This is a genomic window from Streptomyces sp. NPDC088746, assembly GCF_044751065.1.
Classification (GTDB): Bacteria; Actinomycetota; Actinomycetes; order Streptomycetales; family Streptomycetaceae; genus Streptomyces.
In genome coordinates this window covers 1096164-1110272 of the sequence record NZ_JBIVLA010000002.1, presented here as the reverse complement: position 1 = coordinate 1110272, position 14109 = coordinate 1096164, and the positions used below count along the sequence as shown (strand labels likewise).

The window sequence follows — 14109 nt, the reverse complement described above, 5'->3', positions numbered from 1 at the left end:
GTCTGGGGGCGACCCCCAGGAATCTTCCGCAATTTCTGCACGGCCCAACCGGGCCGCAATTCTTGCTCGTTCAGTTGGTGCGGTGTGGGCGCTGCGCGCTGTCAGCCGGCCATCCTGCGGGTGACCTCTTCGAGGCGCTCCGCGATCGTGCCGTTGATGACCTCGTCACCGACGCGCACCGAGATCCCGCCGAGGACCTCGGGGTCCACGTCCAGGTTCAGGTGCATCTGCCGGCCGTAGATCTTCGCCAGGGCGGCGCCGAGGCGCTGCTTCTGGCGATCGGACAGCGGCACCGCCGAGGTGACGACGGCGACCATGCGGTCCCGGCGCTCCGCGGCGAGCCTGGACAGGGACTCGAGTCCCGCTTCCAGGCTACGTCCTCGGGGCTGCGTCACGAGGCGCGTGATCACGCGCTCGGTGACGGGCTGGGCCTTGCCGCCGAGCAGACTGCTGAGCAGCCGGCTCTTGGCGGAGACCGTGGCCTTCCGGTCGGTCAGGGCGGAGCGCAGCGCGACGTCGGAGCCGACGATCCGGCCGAACCGGAAGAGCTCGTCCTCGACGTCGTCGAGCGCACCGGCGCGCTGGGCCGCGGTGAGGTCCGCGGTGTTCGCCAGTTCCTCGACCGAGTCCACCAGGTCACGCGACTGCGACCAGCGGGAGCGGACCATGCCGGAGACCAGGTCCACGGCTTCGCCGCCCACCTGACCGCGCAGCAGTCGTCCGGCCAGCTCGGCCTTGGCCTCGCCGCCCTGCGACGGGTCGGTGAGGACCCGGCGCAGCGATACCTCGCGGTGGAGCAGCGCGGTGACGGCTGCCAGCTCCTCGGCGAGCTTCGCCGCGTCGACCGACGTGGAGTCGGTCAGCGCGTCGAGACGCTCGCGTGCGGAGGCCAGCGCCTCGCGGCTCGCTCCGTTCATCGGACGGCCTCGGCCTTCGCCTCGAGCTCGTCGAGGAAACGGTCGACGGTGCCGCTCTGCCGGGCGTGGTCCTCGAGGGACTCGCCGACGAGCTTGCCGGCCAGGGCGGTGGCGAGGGTGCCCACGTCCTGACGCAGCGCGGACGCCGCGGCCTTGCGGTCGGCCTCGATCTGGGTGTGGCCGGCCGCGATGATCTCCTCGCGCTGCCGCTGACCCTCCGCCCTCATCTCCTGGATGATGACGGCACCCTGCTCCTGCGCCTCCTGGCGCAGACGGGCGGCCTCGTGGCGTGCCTCGGCGAGCTGAGCCTTGTACTGCTCAAGAACGCTCTGGGCCTCGGTCTGGGCCGCGTCGGCCTTCTCGATCCCGCCTTCGATCGCCTCGCGGCGCTCTTCCAGAACCTTCTCGATGTTCGGGAGGAGCTTCTTGGCGAGGAAGCCGAAGACGATGGCGAAGGCGATCAGGCCGATGATGATCTCAGGAAGCGCCGGGAGCAGCGGGTTCTGGATCTCTTCCTCGGACGCCAGCTGTAGGGCGTTCACATCAATGCCTTTCGTCGCATCGGGCAGTCGGAATGCCGCGACTTAGTCGACCGGGTAGACGAAGGGCATGACGAGACCGATCAGGGCGAGCGCCTCACAGAGGACGAAGCCGAGGATCTGGTTCGAACGGATCAGGCCGGCAGCTTCGGGCTGGCGGGCCAGCGCCTGGGTGCCGTTACCGAAGATGATGCCGACGCCGACGCCGGGGCCGATCGCGGCGAGGCCGTAGCCGATGGAACCGAGGTTGCCCGTGATGTTGACGGCGGCGAGGGTCTCAAGAGCGGACATGCCGTTTCTTCCTTCTCTTTCAGAACCGGTGGGGGTTGGCCACCGGACGACTATCGGGGGTGGTGCTGGACTGCTCAGTGCTCCTTGGCGAGAGCACCCTGAATGTAGTTGCAGGCCAGAAGGACGAACACGTAGGCCTGCAGCGCCTGGATGAACAGCTCGAAGGCGGTCATCAGGATGGTCATCACGAACGACACACCGGCGTACGCGATGCCGATGCCGTTCAGCAGGTACCAGCTGGCGATGGTGAAGATCAGCAGCAGCACGTGGCCGGCGAACATGTTCGCGAACAGTCGCACCGCGTGAGTGAAGGGCCGGATCAGCAGGTTCGACATGATCTCGATGAGCATGACGAAGGGAAGAGCCGGGCCGATCGACGGGTCGTAGCCGGAGATGTTCTTCCAGCCGCCGACGAAGCCGTGCCGCTTGAAGGTCAGGCTGACCCAGAGGATGTAGACGATCGCGGCCAGCGCCACCGGGAACCCGATGACCGAGACCACCGGGAACTGGGCGAGGGGAATGATCGCCCAGAGGTTCATGATCCAGATGAAGAAGAACAGCGAGACCATGAGGGGTACGTACTTCTTGCCCTCGCGCTTGCCGAGCGTCTCGTACACCACACCGGTGCGGATGAAGTCGTAACCCGCCTCGGCGACCATCTGGAGCTTTCCGGGCACCAGTTTCGGCTTGTTGAAAGCCGCCCAGAAGAAGCCGACGACGACAACGGTGCTCAGGACCGCCAGCAGCATCGGCTTGTTGATCTCGATGCCGCCAACGGTGAACATCGGCTCGAAAACAAAGGAGTGCAGGCCAGGAGCCGGGAAGCCGCATCCGTCGAAGATGTGGCAGTCGGTCTCGAAGGCGAGCACCGTCGTCGGGTCAGCACTCACCGCGGGCTCCTTCAGCGTGGCGCATAGGTACGGCAACCTCGTTGTGTCGGCGCGGCAAGCAGCCGCTGGTCGGCACTGGACTGGTGTTACGGATGGGGGGCGGCTCAGGCATTACGCCTCGCGATGAAGCAGGCGCCGTTTTTGATGCCCGCGCCCGCAGTGCCGCAGTTGGCACCGGACGATAGCAGGGTCTCGAACGCGCGCTTATCCCGGCCCTACCCCTCACGTCGAAGACCCCATGTTCTCGGGCGTCTTGCCCGCGGACGAGTCCGGCTCGACGTAAAGGATCTTGGTCTTCATGTGCACACGGATCTGCGCCGCGACCCACACGAGCGTCGCGGCCATCAACGAGGCCGCGAAAGCCCTCGGGTTGAACAGCGTCGTGTTCTGGAAAGCGGCGACGAAGACGAAGAGCAGCAGCAGTTCGACCGTGTAGAGCACCAGCCCCATGGCCTGGAACAGGTGCGGCATGGACTTCGCCGTGCGCTGCAGGACGCCGAGTCCGATCCCCATGAAGAGGATCACCACCAGCGTCCCGACCGCAGCGCCGATCGCTCCCTTGCCGCCGGCGAGCGCAGCGCTGACGGCGACGGCGACAACACCGGCGGCAGCAGTGGGCACGGCGGTGTGGAGGAGAGTCCGGGCGTCGTTGGACGGCATGGCGGTTACTCCGCGTTGCAGGGGGTGGTCAGTGGTCGTCAGGGACGAGCGTAGGCCCGGTCCGAGTCGATGCTTCGGGTCGAAGGACCGTGCTACTCGGGTCCTTCGGCCTCCTCACCGGGCTTCGTGAACGGTATCACAAACTATTTGATGAGGTCTTTACTCAGAAAGTGTGCCAGCTGTCACACATGAGGGTTAACCCGCGCGTGTGTGCAGAACATCACGGCGCATTGTCTGGTATGGAGACTTCTGCACCGGGGAGTCAACGCGGCGAGTCGGCACGGTCCCGATCCGTGAAGCGCGAACGGGGGCCGATCGCGGTCGCTCCGTTGACGCCGGAGACTCCCACGGACACGGAGGCCCGTTCCGGATCCGGGGAGGCCATCTGCGAACCCTCCGCCCCGTGTTGACCGGACGAGGAGCCGTCGGCCTCCCCCTCGCCGTCGTGCCGGCGGCGCCGGTAGCGCGGCGGCACGAAGGACTCGGCCCAGTGGGGTGCGCGCGGGGTGAAGCGCGGCATGAGCAGCAGGATCAGGCCGACGGCGCTGAGCCCCACGATGACCAGGACGATCCAGAGCGACGTGGAGTGCACGGAGTAGCCGACGGCGCCGAAGGCGATCAGCGCCGACCAGAAGTACATGATCAGCACGGACCGGCTGTGCGAGTGGCCGATCTCCAGCAGCCGGTGGTGCAGGTGGCCCCGGTCGGCCGCGAACGGCGACTGGCCGTTCCAGGTCCGGCGCACGATCGCGAGGATCAGGTCGGCCGCCGGGATCGCGATGATCGTGAGCGGCAGCAGCAGCGGGATGAAGACCGGCAGCATCGCGTGGGTCGCCTGCCGCTCGCTGCCCTCGAAGAGCTTCATCGCGTCGGGGTCGACCTGGCCGGTGACGGAGATCGCGCCGGAGGCGAGCACGAGCCCGATCAGCATCGATCCGGAGTCGCCCATGAAGATCCGGGCGGGGTGCATGTTGTGCGGCAGGAAGCCGAGGCACATGCCCATGAGGATCGCGGCGAAGAGCGTCGCGGGGGCGGCCGCCTCGATCCCGTACCCGTACCAGAGGCGGTAGGTGTAGAGGAAGAACGCCGCCGAAGCGATGCAGACCATGCCGGCCGCGAGGCCGTCCAGGCCGTCGACGAAGTTGACCGCGTTGATGGTGATCACGACCAGGGCGACCGTGAGCAGCGTGCCCTGCCACTGGGTGAGCGCGACGGTGCCGACGCCGGGGATGGGCAGCCACAGGATCGTCAGACCCTGGATGACCATGACCGCGGCGGCGATCATCTGTCCGCCGAGCTTGATGAGGGCGTCGAGCTCGAACTTGTCGTCCAGGACGCCGATCAGCCAGATCAGGGCGGCGCCGGAGAGCAGCGCCCTGGGTTCGTTGGAGAGTTCGAAGACGCCGTTCAGGTTGAACAGGTGGTCCGCGACGATCAGCCCCGCGCACAGTCCGCCGAACATGGCGATGCCACCGAGCCGAGGTGTCGGTTCCCGGTGTACGTCACGCGCCCGGATCGCGGGCATCGCCCCGATCGCGATGGCGAACTTCCGCACCGGCCCGGTCAGCAGATAGGTCACCGCTGCCGTGACACAGAGCGTCAGCAGGTAATCACGCACGGGCTGCCCCACAGAATTCGCCGGCCATCTCAGCCCCACACCCTAGTCTCCTGAGCAAGGACGCCGAGCCACGGGTTGTCGGTTGCACATACGAGGTTCACACCGCCTACCCCGGATACGGCGGATTGCGCTCGGCAAGTTCGCGGACCTCGGCCCGCAGCGGGCCCGGGCCGCCCTCCTCGCGCACGGCCGCCCCGAACAGCTCGGCGATCCGTGCCATGTCGTCCTCGTCCATGCCCTGGGTGGTGACGGCCGCGGTGCCCAGCCGGATCCCTCGCGCGTCCCCGTACGGAAGGGCACAGGTGTCCAGGACCATCCCGGCGGCCATGAGCCGCTCGCGGGCGGTGCGGCCGTCGACGCCCAGCGGGCCGGGGTCGGCGACGACGATGTGGGTGTCCGTACCGCCGGTGGTGACCTCGAAGCCCTCGGACTCCAGGGCGGCCGCCAGGACACGGGCGTGGGCGACGACCCGGTGGGCGTACACCGCGTACGCCGGTGTGGCCGCCTCCCCGAACGCGACGGCCTTCGCCGCGACCGTGTGCATCTGGGCGCCGCCCTGGGTGAACGGGAACACCGCGCGGTCGATCCGCTCCGAGAGCTCGACGCCGCAGAGGATCATGCCGCCGCGCGGGCCGCGCAGCACCTTGTGCGTCGTCGCGCACACCACGTCCGCGTACGGCACCGGGCTGGGCGCCGCTCCCCCGGCGATCAGTCCCATCGGGTGGGCGGCGTCCGCGATCAGATAGGCGCCCACCTCGTCGGCGATGTCCCGGAACTGCTCGTAGTCGGGGTGCCGGGGGTACGAGATCGACCCGCAGACGATCGCCTTGGGGCGCCGGGCACGGGCCAGGGCGCGCACCTGCGTGTAGTCGATGAGTCCGCTGTCGGGGTCGACGCCGTAACCGGCGAACTCGAACCAGCGTCCGGAGAAGTTGCCCGGAGCGCCGTGGGTGAGATGTCCGCCGTACGGGAGCCCCATGGCCAGCACCGTGTCACCGGGACGCAGCAGCGCGGCGTAGGCGGCGAGGACGGCCGACGATCCGGAGTGCGGCTGGACGTTGGCGTGCTCGGCGCCGAACAGCTCCGTCGCCCGCCGGACGGCGACGCGCTCCGCGGCGTCGGCCTGCTCGCAGCCGCCGTGGTGACGGGCGCCGGGGTAGCCCTCGGCGTACTTGTTGGCGAGCGGGGAGCCGAGGGCGGCGAGGGCCGCGGGTGAGGTGAAGTTCTCGGCGGCGATGAGCTGGAGGGTGCTCGACTGCCGCCCCGCCTCGGCCAGCAGGATGGAGCCGATCTCCGGGTCCTCGCGGAGCAGGGCGCCGAAGTCCTGCGGCATGGCGGTGTCCGGCGAGGGCGCGGCCGCGCGGGCGGCTGGAGTGGTGACCGGCATCTGACGGCTCCGGGCCTCGAGGAGGGGGGTGCGTGGCGTCAGATCCAATGTAGGCCCGCCCCGGGCCGCCTGCCCGCTGCCGGGCGCCCCTCTACGCCGGTCGGCGCACCCCGTTGCGGGGAGCGTGGGCCCGAGACGGCTCAGTGCGGCGCGCGAACCCCGGTGAGAGCCGTCATGACGGGATCGAGGGCCTGGCTGATCTCGTCACCGATGGAACGGAAGAACGTGATGGGGGCGCCGTACGGGTCGTAGACCTCGTCGGCCTCCGCGGTGGGGGCCAGCAGCCAGCCGCGCAGGGCCGCCGCGGCGCGCACCAGCGCGCGGGCGCGCTCGACGACGCCCTCCTCACGGGCGTCCGGCAGCGTCGCGGGGTCTATGGCCCGCACCAGCCGGGTGAACTCCTTGAGGGTGAAGGTCCGCAGGCCCGCCGAGTGCCCCATGGAGATCACCTGGGCGCGGTGGTCGCGGGTGGCGGTCAGCACCAGGTCGGCGCGGATCACGTGCTCGTCGAGGAGCTCGCGCCCGACGAAGCCGGTGGCGTCGGCGCCGAAGTCGGCGAGGACGACCTCGGCGTTGGCCTCCATGGGCGCGCCCTCGTGCCCCCAGGTGCCCGCGCTCTCCACGATGAGGCCGCCGCTGAGCGGGTCGCCGAGGCGGTCCACGAGGGCATGCCGGGTCAGCCGCTCGGTGATGGGCGAGCGGCACACGTTGCCGGTGCTGACGTGGAGGATGCGGAAGGTGTCGTGCCGCCCCGTTATGCCACGCCCCTCAGGGGCGGTCAATTGGCCACCTCGAGGTCTGGTACCACCTTGCGGAGTTCCTCGACCGAGAGCGCGCCTGCCCGCAGCAGCACCGGGACCTTGCCGGTGACGTCGACGATCGAGGACGGGACGATCCCGGGGGTGGGGCCGCCGTCGAGGTACACGGAGACGCTGTCGCCGAGCATCCCCTGGGCGGCGTCGCAGTCCTCGGGCGAGGGGTGTCCGGTGAGGTTGGCGCTGGAGACGGCCATCGGGCCGACCTCGGTGAGCAGCTCGATGGCGACCGGGTGCAGCGGCATCCGGACGGCGACGGTGCCGTGGGTGTCGCCGAGGTCCCACTGGAGGGACGGCTGGTGCTTGGCGACGAGTGTCAGGGCGCCGGGCCAGAACGCGTCGACGAGCTCCCAGGCCTGCTCGGAGAAGTCGGTGACCAGGCCGTGCAGGGTGTTCGGGGAGCCGATCAGGACAGGGGTCGGCATGTTGCGGCCGCGGCCCTTGGCGTCGAGCAGGTCGGCGACGCCCTCCGAGCTGAAGGCGTCCGCACCGATCCCGTACACGGTGTCGGTGGGCAGCACGACCAGTTCGCCGCGGCGGACGGCGGACGCGGCCTCACGCAGGCCGGTCGTACGGTCGGTCGCGTCGTTGCAGTCGTATCGCCGTGCCATCAGCCGGCCTCCTCGGACATGTACGGGTCTGTCGGGTGGGGTTCGTGCGGTACCGGTGTCCCGGTGGTCACGGCATGGCCTTGCGGGCCGTCGCGAACCGGGGCCGGTTGTTCAGGTCGGGGTGGTCGGCCGCGTCGGCCCAGCCCCGCTCCTCGGTGAAGATCCACGGCACCTGGCCGCCCTGGGTGTCGGCGTGCTCGATGACGACGAGCCCGCCGGGGCGGAGCAGGCGGTGCGCGGTGCGCTCGATGCCGCGGATGGTGTCGAGGCCGTCCTCGCCGGAGAAGAGCGCCATCTGCGGATCGTGGTCCCGGGCCTCCGGCGCCACGTACTCCCACTCGGTGAGCGGGATGTACGGGGGGTTGGAGATGACCAGGTCGACCTGCCCGTCGAGCTCGGGAAGGGCGCTCAGGGCGTCTCCCCGGTGGATGGTGACCCTGGACCCCTCGGCGTTCTTCCGGGTCCACCTCAGGGCGTCCTCGGACAGCTCCACGCCGTGCACACGCGAGCGCGGCACCTCCTGGGCCATGGCGAGCGCGATGGCGCCCGATCCGGTGCAGAGGTCGACGATCAGCGGCTCGACGACGTCCATCGCGCGGACCGCGTCTATCGCCCAGCCGACGACCGACTCGGTCTCCGGGCGGGGGACGAAGACTCCGGGGCCGACCTGGAGTTCCAGGTAGCGGAAGAAGGCGCGGCCGGTGATGTGCTGGAGCGGCTCGCGGGCCTCGCGGCGGGCGATCGTCTCCCAGTAGCGGGCGTCGAAGTCGGCGTCCGGCACATGGTGCAGCTCGCCCCGCTTGACGTCGTGCACGAACGCGGCGAGTTCCTCGGCGTCGAATCGCGGTGAGGGGACACCGGCGTCGGCCAGCCGCTGGGTGGCCTGGGCCACCTCGGCGAGCAGCAGGTTCATCGCGGTTCTCCGTACGGGTTCACGAGCGGGGCGGGGCGGTGGCGCTCACTGCCTACGCGGCGGCGAGCTTGGCGGCGGAGTCGGCGTCGACGCAGGCCTGGATGACAGCGTCGAGGTCGCCGTCGAGCACCTGGTCCAAGTTGTACGCCTTGAAGCCGACGCGGTGGTCCGAGATCCGGTTTTCCGGGAAGTTGTACGTCCGGATCTTCTCGGAGCGGTCCACGGTGCGCACCTGGCTGCGGCGCACGTCGGAGGCTTCCTGCTCGGCGGCCTCCTGGGCGGCGGCCAGCAGCCGGGACCGCAGGATGCGCATGGCCTGCTCCTTGTTCTGGAGCTGGCTCTTCTCGTTCTGGCAGGAGGCGACGACACCGGTGGGCAGGTGCGTGATGCGTACGGCGGAGTCCGTGGTGTTGACGGACTGCCCACCGGGGCCCGAGGACCGGTAGACGTCGATGCGGAGGTCGTTGGCGTGGATCTCGACGTCGACCTCCTCCGCCTCGGGCGTGACGAGCACGCCGGCGGCCGAGGTGTGGATGCGGCCCTGCGACTCGGTGGAGGGCACGCGCTGCACGCGGTGCACGCCGCCCTCGTACTTCATACGGGCCCAGACGCCCTGGCCGGGCTCGGTGGCCCCGTTGCCGCCCTTGGTCTTCACGGCGACCTGGACGTCCTTGTAACCGCCGAGCTCGGACTCGGTGGAGTCGATGATCTCGGTCTTCCAGCCGATGCGCTCGGCGTAGCGGAGGTACATGCGCAGCAGATCGCCGGCGAAGAGGGCGGACTCGTCGCCGCCCGCGCCCGCCTTGATCTCCAGGAGCACGTCCTTGTCGTCGCTGGGGTCGCGCGGGACCAGGAGGAGGCGGAGCTTCTCGGTGATCTCCTCGCGCTGCTTCTCCAGGACCTTGACCTCGGCGGCGAAGTCCGGGTCGTCGGCGGCGAATTCGCGGGCGGTCTCGATGTCGTCGCCGGTCTGCTTCCAGGACCGGTAGGTGGAGACGATCGGGGTCAGCTCCGCGTAGCGCTTGTTGAGCTTGCGCGCGTTGGCCTGGTCGGCGTGGACCGACGGGTCGGCGAGCTTCTTCTCGAGATCGGCGTGCTCGCCGATCAGTTCCTCGACCGCCTCGAACATCTTCGGGCTCCTGGTTTCTGCGTCATACGTCTGCGGGCCTGCTGGACGGAGTGCTGCCGGTGGAGCGCCCCGGGAGGCGCGCCCGGCCGCACAGCCGGAAAAAACGCCGGTCCCGGCGCCCCGTTGGAGGGCGTCGGGAACCGGCGCAGTGGCTCGCTACTTGCTGGCGGAGCCGGCAGCCTTGCCGAAGCGGGCCTCGAAGCGGGCCACGCGGCCGCCGGTGTCGAGGATCTTCTGCTTGCCCGTGTAGAACGGGTGGCACTCGGAGCAGACGTCGGCACGGATCGCGCCGCCCTCAAGGGTGCTCCGGGTGGTGAACGACGCACCGCAGGTGCAGCTGACCTGCGTCTCGACGTACTCGGGGTGAATGTCGCGCTTCAAGGTGTCTCCTAGATTCGGGAGGGCTCCGGGTCGTTCGCGCGGATTGCGCGTCCGTGAACCGGGGCCGACGTACCAGTCTGCCAGGACCGGCCGTATCTCCCAAAACGAGGGTACGGCCGTGTGTATTCCCGTGCGTACGGGGAACGTTCCGCGACCATATGGTGACGGAAGGTGCCGTTACCGTACGACCTTCCCGGCCCCGCCCTTGTCGCCGGCCGACTTCGCCGTGGCGGACGCGGGGATCGGCTCGTCCTGCTTGAGGGCCGCCCAGACCTGCCGGTCGGCCTTCTCCTGGGGCAGCACCCGGTTCGGGTCCTCGGGGTCGTACTCCACGGGCAGCGTGACCATGTCGATGTTCTTCGAGCCGAGGCCCTTGAGCCCGTTGGCGAAGCCGGTGAGCTTCTTGACGGAGGCCAGCTGCGAGTCGGTGGTGACGGCCTTGGTCGCGGTGTCGGCGAGCCCGAAGAGCGTCTTCGGGTTCGAGAACACCCCGACGCTCTTCGCCTGGTCCATCAGCGCCTTGACGAAGGCCTGCTGGAGCTGGATGCGGCCCAGGTCGCTGCCGTCGCCGACACTGTGGCGCGTACGGACGAGGCCGAGCGACTGCTCGCCGCTCAGGGTGTGGCGGCCGGGCTTCAGCGAGAGGTGGCTGTCGGGGTCGTCGATCGCCTGCGAGGTGGTGATGTCGACGCCGCCCAGCTCGTCGACGAGCTTCTTGAACCCGGTGAAGTCGACCTCGACGTAGTGGTCCATGCGGATGCCCGACATCGACTCGACGGTCTTCACCGCGCAGGCGGGTCCGCCGACCTGGTAGGCGGAGTTGAACATCGTCTCGTGCTCCGCGCCGACCTCTTCCCCGGTCGTGTCGCTCGTGCAGGCGGGACGGTCGACGAGGGTGTCCCGCGGGACCGAGACCACGCTCGCGGAGGTGTGCCCCTCGTTGACGTGGACGATCATCGCGGTGTCCGCCCGGGCGGAGCCCTCGTCCGCGCCGTACTCCGCATTGGCGCCGGAGCGGGAGTCCGATCCCAGCACCAGGATGTCCTGCGACCCGTTGTCCACGTCGTCAGGACGCTCGGCTCCCAGGGCGGCGTCGATGTCGACGCCCTTCAGATTCCCGTTGAGCGTGTAGTAGGCGTAACCGAGCCCGGATCCTCCGACGACCACCAGGGCGGCGGCGCCCCACAGCGCGATCCTCTTCGCCCGGCGGGCCGGGGAGGGCTTCCTCCGGCGGCTGCCGGTGCCGCGTATTCGGCCGCCGCTCCTGCTCTGCTCGCTCATGCGGTCCCTCTTTCGCTTCTCGCTCTTACCCCCTGCCGTGGTGCACGGGCGCGGTCCGGCGTCGCTCGGTGGGACGACGGAGCAGCCAGAAGCGTCGCACAGCCGGCTGAGGCCCCCGTCCGGCGACGGGGGCCTCGGAAGAAGCGGGTGCACGGACCGGGAACCCGGCGCTCACCTGGGGTTTCGGCCTGACGGACCGCCGCTGCTCCGGCCGGTGCGGAACGCGGCGTATGTGGCAAAGATCGCACCCCGGGCGCCTGCCGACGCCGGGGCTTCCCGGGGTGTCCCGGCGGGCGGGCCGGGGCGGCGGCCGCCGCTCACGTCGCCGTGGGTGGCCTGCGGGCAGGAGTGGTCGGAGGGGGCCGGCTCCTGCGCGGCGGCACACGTCAACGGGCGGGTGCGGAAACACGACAGATGCCCCGTCACGAGGTGACGGGGCATCTGTCGGGGAGCTGTGGAGCGGCGACGTCAGTCGTTGCCGTTTCCGTTGCCCGGTGTCGTCTTCTGGATCTGGAGCAGGAACTCCGCGTTGGACTGCGTCTTCTTCATGCGGTCCAGCAGAAGCTCGATCGCCTGCTGCTGGTCGAGCGCGTGAAGCACCCGGCGCAGCTTCCAGACGACGGCCAGCTCGTCCGTGCCGAGCAGGATCTCTTCCTTACGGGTGCTGGACGCGTCGACGTCCACCGCCGGGAAGATGCGCTTGTCCGAGAGCTTCCGGTCGAGCTTGAGCTCCATGTTGCCGGTGCCCTTGAACTCCTCGAAGATCACCTCGTCCATGCGCGAGCCGGTCTCGACGAGCGCGGTGGCCAGGATGGTCAGCGAGCCGCCGTCCTCGATGTTGCGCGCGGCACCGAAGAAGCGCTTCGGCGGGTACAGCGCGGTCGAGTCGACACCACCGGACAGGATGCGGCCGGAGGCCGGCGCCGCCAGGTTGTACGCACGGCCCAGACGGGTGATCGAGTCCAGCAGGACCACCACGTCGTGGCCGAGCTCCACGAGGCGCTTCGCACGCTCGATGGCGAGCTCGGCGACCGTGGTGTGGTCCTCGGCGGGACGGTCGAAGGTCGAGGAGATGACCTCGCCCTTCACCGACCGCTGCATGTCGGTGACCTCTTCCGGACGCTCGTCGACCAGGACGACCATCAGGTGGCACTCGGGGCTGTTGACCGTGATCGCGTTGGCGATGGCCTGAAGGATCATGGTCTTACCGGTCTTCGGCGGGGCCACGATCAGGCCTCGCTGGCCCTTGCCGATCGGTGCGACCAGGTCGATGATCCGGGTGGTCAGGATGTTGGAGTCGGTCTCCAGACGGAGCCGGTCCTGCGGGTAGAGCGGGGTCAGCTTCTGGAACTCGGGACGGCCGCGGCCGCTCTCCGGCGCCATGCCGTTGACGGAGTCGAGGCGGACCAGCGCGTTGAACTTCTCGCGGCGCTCGCCGTCCTTGGGCTGGCGCACCGCACCGGTGACGTGGTCACCCTTGCGCAGGCCGTTCTTGCGGACCTGGGCGAGCGAGACGTACACGTCGTTCGGGCCCGGCAGGTAGCCGGAGGTCCGGATGAACGCGTAGTTGTCGAGGATGTCGAGGATGCCCGCGACGGGGATCAGGACGTCGTCGTCGGCAACCTGCACGTCGGTCGCGAAGTCGTCGCGGCCACGACGGCCACGGCGGTCGCGGTAGCGGCCCCGGCGTCCGCGCCGGCCGCCCTCGTCGTCGTAACCGTCGTCCTGCTGGCCGCCGCCGCCCTGCTGGCTCTGCCCCTGGCCCTGGTTCTGGCCGCCGCCCTGCTGGCCCTGACGGCGTCCGCCGCCCTGCTGGCCCTGGTCGTCGCCCTTGCCCCGGCGGTCGCGCTGGCGGTCGCGGCGGTCACCGCGGTCCTGGCGGTCACGGCGGCCTTCCTGGCGGTCACCGCGACGGCCCTCGGCCGTGTCGACGGCGGACTCGGCCTTGGCCTCGCCCTTCGCCTCGGCGCGCTCGTCGCCGCGGTCCTGGCGGCTCTCCGCCTTCGGCTCGGCCTTGGACTCGGCCTTGGGCTCCGCCTTGGACTCGGACTTGGTGTCGGGGCTGCCCGCCTGCGCGGTCGCCCGGCGACGGCGGCGCTCGCCCGCAGGCTGTTCGTCGCTGGCCGGCTGACCCGGGATGTCGATCTGCTGCTGGGCGTCGGCCTTGTCGGCGGCCGGGGCGGCAGCGCTCTCGTCACCGGTGCGCGTCTTGGACGTGGCACGCCGCTTCGGCTTGCTCCCGGTGTCCGTACCGGCGGATGCGGCGGCCTTGGGGGCGGGCGCGGAGGATCCTCCGGCCTGCGCCTCCTTGATGACCTCGATCAGCTGGCTCTTGCGCATGCGCGCAGTTCCCCTGATGCCGAGGCCGGACGCGACCTGCTGCAGCTCGGCCAGGACCATGCCCTCGAGGCCGGTGCCGGAGCGGCGGCGCCGTGCGGTGGTGCCAGTGGCAGCACCTTCGGCGGGCACGGAGCTGTCGACGCTCTTGTCGGCAGTCACGCCCATCAGATCGGTGGTGTCGCTCACGAAGGGTCCTTCCCTGGAGCGGACGTCGGCCTTCTGGCTCGGCGACCGGTTGTGCTGTCCGACTGCGGTCTGTTGATCGTGTCGATCGCGGACCTTGCCGGGGCGGTGGTCCGCCGGGTACGGCGGAGAGACGAATGTGCGGGGTTCCGGC

14 protein-coding genes are annotated in these 14109 nt (G+C 70.0%); all 14 read right to left on the bottom strand.

Going from position 1 to position 14109, the window contains the following annotated elements; translation table 11 throughout:
• Positions 1-101: 101 nt before the first annotated feature.
• Positions 102-917 carry a F0F1 ATP synthase subunit delta gene (locus tag ACIP63_RS12625; protein ID WP_401514257.1) on the bottom strand — a complete coding sequence of 272 codons (816 nt, stop codon included), beginning with the start codon at positions 915-917 and terminating at the stop codon, positions 102-104.
• Positions 914-1459 (bottom strand): F0F1 ATP synthase subunit B, encoded by a 546-nt coding sequence (locus ACIP63_RS12620; RefSeq protein ID WP_401514254.1) that lies wholly within the window; start codon positions 1457-1459, stop codon positions 914-916. The genes ACIP63_RS12625 and ACIP63_RS12620 overlap by 4 nt, the downstream gene beginning before the upstream one ends.
• Before the next feature lie 42 nt (positions 1460-1501).
• Positions 1502-1747, bottom strand: coding sequence for an ATP synthase F0 subunit C (atpE, locus tag ACIP63_RS12615; protein WP_014048348.1), 246 nt, complete (start codon positions 1745-1747; stop codon positions 1502-1504).
• A 74-nt stretch (positions 1748-1821) separates the two neighbouring features.
• Positions 1822-2637, bottom strand: coding sequence for a F0F1 ATP synthase subunit A (gene atpB / locus ACIP63_RS12610; RefSeq protein ID WP_104789126.1), 816 nt, complete (start codon positions 2635-2637; stop codon positions 1822-1824).
• A gap of 222 nt (positions 2638-2859) precedes the next feature.
• The gene (locus tag ACIP63_RS12605; RefSeq protein WP_356711608.1) at positions 2860-3297 is read right to left on the bottom strand and encodes a hypothetical protein; all 438 of its coding nucleotides are present in this window, start codon (positions 3295-3297) and stop codon (positions 2860-2862) included.
• Between the two features lie 262 nt (positions 3298-3559).
• A complete protein-coding gene (locus ACIP63_RS12600) occupies positions 3560-4927 on the bottom strand; it encodes an MraY family glycosyltransferase (RefSeq protein WP_401514251.1) in 1368 nt (455 codons plus the stop codon).
• 94 nt (positions 4928-5021) lie between these two features.
• Positions 5022-6302, bottom strand: a complete 1281-nt coding sequence (glyA, locus tag ACIP63_RS12595) for a serine hydroxymethyltransferase (protein ID WP_401514248.1) — start codon at positions 6300-6302, stop codon at positions 5022-5024.
• A gap of 140 nt (positions 6303-6442) precedes the next feature.
• Positions 6443-7084: a protein-tyrosine-phosphatase gene (locus ACIP63_RS12590; protein WP_104789118.1), complete on the bottom strand. Its 642-nt coding sequence runs from the start codon at positions 7082-7084 to the stop codon at positions 6443-6445.
• On the bottom strand, positions 7081-7728 hold the full coding sequence (locus tag ACIP63_RS12585; protein WP_401514243.1) for an L-threonylcarbamoyladenylate synthase: 648 nt from the start codon (positions 7726-7728) through the stop codon (positions 7081-7083). Before ACIP63_RS12585 ends, ACIP63_RS12590 begins: the two co-directional genes overlap by 4 nt.
• Before the next feature lie 67 nt (positions 7729-7795).
• A complete protein-coding gene (gene prmC, locus ACIP63_RS12580; protein WP_329207327.1) occupies positions 7796-8641 on the bottom strand; it encodes a peptide chain release factor N(5)-glutamine methyltransferase in 846 nt (281 codons plus the stop codon).
• 52 nt (positions 8642-8693) lie between these two features.
• The gene (prfA, locus tag ACIP63_RS12575; protein WP_104789115.1) at positions 8694-9770 is read right to left on the bottom strand and encodes a peptide chain release factor 1; all 1077 of its coding nucleotides are present in this window, start codon (positions 9768-9770) and stop codon (positions 8694-8696) included.
• A 156-nt stretch (positions 9771-9926) separates the two neighbouring features.
• The gene (gene rpmE / locus ACIP63_RS12570; RefSeq protein WP_099174467.1) at positions 9927-10151 is read right to left on the bottom strand and encodes a 50S ribosomal protein L31; all 225 of its coding nucleotides are present in this window, start codon (positions 10149-10151) and stop codon (positions 9927-9929) included.
• A gap of 177 nt (positions 10152-10328) precedes the next feature.
• Complete coding sequence (locus tag ACIP63_RS12565) at positions 10329-11432, bottom strand: LCP family protein (RefSeq protein ID WP_401514238.1); 1104 nt, start codon at positions 11430-11432, stop codon at positions 10329-10331.
• A 468-nt stretch (positions 11433-11900) separates the two neighbouring features.
• Positions 11901-13958, bottom strand: coding sequence for a transcription termination factor Rho (gene rho / locus ACIP63_RS12560; RefSeq protein WP_401514235.1), 2058 nt, complete (start codon positions 13956-13958; stop codon positions 11901-11903).
• Between the last annotated feature and the right edge of the window lie 151 nt (positions 13959-14109).

Excerpts from the sequence above, each read along its gene's own strand:
- ACIP63_RS12625 (WP_401514257.1), bottom strand. The coding sequence starts at position 917 with ATGAACGGAGCGAGCCGCGAGGCGCTGGCCTCCGCACGCGAGCGTCTC.
- atpE (WP_014048348.1), bottom strand. The coding sequence starts at position 1,747 with ATGTCCGCTCTTGAGACCCTCGCCGCCGTCAACATCACGGGCAACCTC.
- ACIP63_RS12605 (WP_356711608.1), bottom strand. The coding sequence starts at position 3,297 with ATGCCGTCCAACGACGCCCGGACTCTCCTCCACACCGCCGTGCCCACT.
- glyA (WP_401514248.1), bottom strand. The coding sequence starts at position 6,302 with ATGCCGGTCACCACTCCAGCCGCCCGCGCGGCCGCGCCCTCGCCGGAC.
- ACIP63_RS12585 (WP_401514243.1), bottom strand. The coding sequence starts at position 7,728 with ATGGCACGGCGATACGACTGCAACGACGCGACCGACCGTACGACCGGC.
- prmC (WP_329207327.1), bottom strand. The coding sequence starts at position 8,641 with ATGAACCTGCTGCTCGCCGAGGTGGCCCAGGCCACCCAGCGGCTGGCC.
- prfA (WP_104789115.1), bottom strand. The coding sequence starts at position 9,770 with ATGTTCGAGGCGGTCGAGGAACTGATCGGCGAGCACGCCGATCTCGAG.
- ACIP63_RS12565 (WP_401514238.1), bottom strand. The coding sequence starts at position 11,432 with ATGAGCGAGCAGAGCAGGAGCGGCGGCCGAATACGCGGCACCGGCAGC.